Consider the following 3402-nt stretch of genomic DNA (forward strand, 5'->3'; position numbering starts at 1 on the left):
GCGGGGTTGGCGGGTTCGGGGGCGATGGCGTCGGTGTGGGCTGACGCGGGTTCGGTGTCGGGGTGGTTGGGCCGGTGGGAGGGCCGGTTGTGGGTCGCGACGGTGAACGGCCCGAGCAGTACGACGGTGTCGGGTACCGCGGAGGCGGTGAGGGAGTTTTTGGCGGTGTGCGCGGAGCGGGGGGTTCGCGCGCAGGCGGTGGATGTGGATTACGCCTCGCATTCTCCGCTGGTCGAGGGCTTGCGGGAGACGATCGTGCAGGCTCTGGCGGGGATTACCCCGCGGGAGGCCGAGGTGCCGTTCTATTCGACGGTGGAGGGTGAGCCGTTCGGGGTGCCGTTGGACACCTGCGGCTTGGACGCGGGGTACTGGTATCGGAACCTGCGGAGCACGGTGCGGTTCGATGAGACGGTGGCGAGCCTGCTCGATCAGGATCACCGGGTGTTCGTCGAGGTGAGTCCGCATCCGATTCTGGTTCCGGCGTTCCAGCCGCGGGTGGAAGCGCATGACGCTCCCGCGGTGGCCGTGGGAAGCCTGCGTAAGGACCGCCCGGAGGTGGCGGCGCTGGGCACCGCGCTGGCGACGTTGCACGTCCACGGACTCAGCCCCGACTGGGAGGCGTTGTATCCCGACCCGCCGGTCACCAAGCGACCCGAACTACCGACCTACCCCTTCCAGCACCAGCAGTACTGGCTCACCCCGACGAAGAGTACGACCGCCGTCCCGTCGCACGATCTCGAATTCTGGCGTGCCGTGGAGAACGACGATCCGGGGGAGGTGGCCTCCCTGTTGAAAATCGTGGACGACGATCGGATCGCCTCCCTGAAACCCCTGATCAAGGACCTCGCGGACTGGCGTCTCGGGAAACAGGATCACACGGCCGCGGATTGGCATTACCAGCTCACGTGGCAGCGGCTGGATCGGGAAGTGCCGCGACTGTCCGGTACCTGGCTGGTCGTCACAGCGCCAGAACAAGCCGATCTGGCCCAGGTCTCGGCGACTTCCCGCGCGATGACCGAGCATGGGGCGACGGTCGTCACCCTCGTGGTCGCCGACACCGTCTCCCGGGAGGACCTGACTCAACACGTTCAGGACGTGGTCAGGTCGCTCCCTTCGTCGACCGCCGACTCGGGCACCAGCGGCCGGTCTGACGGAGGCAGGTCGTCCGCGCTGGCGGGAGTCGTCTCCTGGCTGGCCCTGGACCGGCGCACTCATCCGGCGTTCCCCCATCTGCCGGGAGGTGTGATCGGCAATCTCAAACTCGTCCAGGCCCTGGAGGGGCTCGACGTCCCCCTGTGGGTCCTGACGCAGAACGCGGTGGTCACCGATCCTGATCAACCGCTGGACGACCCGATCCACGCCCTCTCCTGGGGCCTGCACCTTGTGGCACGCCAGGAGAACCCGCACGGCTGGGGAGGGCTGATCGACCTGGCCGAGCACGTCGGAGATGAGGTCGGCACCCAGATCTGCCAGGCCCTTGGTGGCGCCGTCGACGACGAATTCGCCGTCCGGTCGAGAGGCCTGCTGCGCCGCCGGCTGACTCGTAGTGCCGTGTCCCGATCCTCCGCGTACGCCTGGCCGTCCGACGGTACGGTGCTCATCACCGGCGGCACCGGGGAAGTAGGGAAATCGCTAACCAAGAGGATCGTGCACAACGGCGCCAGACACTTGCTCCTGCTGAGCCGCAGTGGGCCGGAAGCGCCGGGCACCGCGCAGTTGGTCGAGGATGTGCGTGCACTGGGCGCGGAGATCCAGATCGTCGCCTGCGACATCGCTGATCGTTCCGCTCTGGCGGAGGTACTCGCCGACATCGACCCCAGTCGGCCGCTGCGGACGGTCATCCACATGGCCGGTACGTTCGACGGCGCCTCGCTGTCCGACCTCACAGAAGAACGCCTGGAGAACGCTCTGCGCTCGAAGGTCGACGGCGCGCTCAACCTGCATGAGCTGACGAAATCCCTTGATCTCTCAGAGTTCATCCTGTTCTCGTCGACGGCCGTCCTCCTGGGAGGAAAGGGGTTCGCGAGTTACGCCGCGGCGAACGCCTTCCTGGATTACCTGGCACATCAGCGGCGTGCTGAAGGGCTTCCCGCCCACTCGATCGCCTGGGGGATCTGGGAGGGCAGGGACCACACATTCCCTCATCACGGCCTGAGAAGAATGCGGACGCAGCGGGCTCTGTCCGGGCTTGAGGAGGTGCTGACCGAGGACCGGCCGAACGCTGTCGTCGCCAGCTTCGACTGGGGGAACTTCTATCCGCTCTACACCGCCTATCGTCCGTGCTCCGTGTTCGATGAGATCCCGGAAGTCGCGCGAATCCGCCAGGCTCCTGTCCTCTCGTCCGGATCTGGATCCGGATCCGGCGACGCTTTGGCGGCGCTATTGGCGGAGCTTCCCCCGGAGCGACAGCGCCCCCATCTCCTGCACGTCGTCCAAACCACCGTCGCCACCGTGCTCGGTCACAGTGACTCCGACGGAATTCCGCTCGAACACTCCTTCAAGGATCTCGGCCTGGACTCTCTGACCGCTCTCGAACTTCGTAAGCACCTCAAGCAGGTCACCAGCCTGGAGCTGCCGGCCACCCTCATCTACGACTATCCGACCTCGCAGGCCCTCGCCGCCTACATTCACCAGGAGCTCTGCCCGGACGAGAGCGGCAAGGACGCCGGCCCGATCCTCTCGCTTCTGCGGCAGGCGATGTCACTCGACAAGCCTGAGCACGGGGCTGATCTGCTGCTGACCGCGTCGCGGCTCCGCCCGTCATTCGACGATCTCTCCGCCGTGGCGCGACCACCGCTCTCGGCTTCCCTGTCGCAGGGGCCTGTGCGGCCGGCGCTGGTGTGCCTCTCGTCGGCGGAGTCCGAATATCTCAAATTCGCGAGAGCGCTCGAAGGAATTCGCGACGTCTCCGCGATCACCCTGCCCGGGTTCTCCGGCGGTGAACTTCCCGCGAACGTGACGGTCATGGCCGAAAGTGTGATCAAGGCACTTCCGGAGTCCCTCCACGGGGAGCCGGTCGTACTGGTCGGCAACTCACTGACGTGTCTTCCGGTGTGCGCGACGGCACTCGCACTGGAACAACTGAACTCGCCACTCGCGGGTGTCGTGCTGATCGATCCCATTGGGAACGCCGCGAACGGACGCCGGGACGAACTTTCCCTCCTTCTGCGGAGACTGGCGGGCATGCAGGGGCCCGACGTCCCTTCCGACGAGCGACTGACCGCGACCGCCTGGTACAGCGAGCTCTTCCACCGCTGGGAACCCACGGAGATCGAAACCCCGATCCTCCTTGTCCAGCCAGGCCACGCACAACCTGTCTTGCGGTGCATGATCCCCACGCCGACGAGGTCGACGGCCTTCCCCGCCGCTTCGACGACAGACACGAACTCCACGAACGTCTCC

1 protein-coding gene is annotated in these 3402 nt (G+C 66.5%); it reads left to right on the top strand.

Annotated features, from left to right (window positions below; translation table 11 throughout):
- Positions 1–6: 6 nt before the first annotated feature.
- On the top strand, positions 7–3402 hold a 3396-nt coding region (locus AB0B89_RS35505), incomplete at its 3' end, for an SDR family NAD(P)-dependent oxidoreductase (RefSeq protein ID WP_358561895.1).

Source organism: Sphaerisporangium sp. NPDC049002 (assembly GCF_040649355.1).
GTDB lineage: Bacteria > Actinomycetota > Actinomycetes > Streptosporangiales > Streptosporangiaceae > Sphaerisporangium.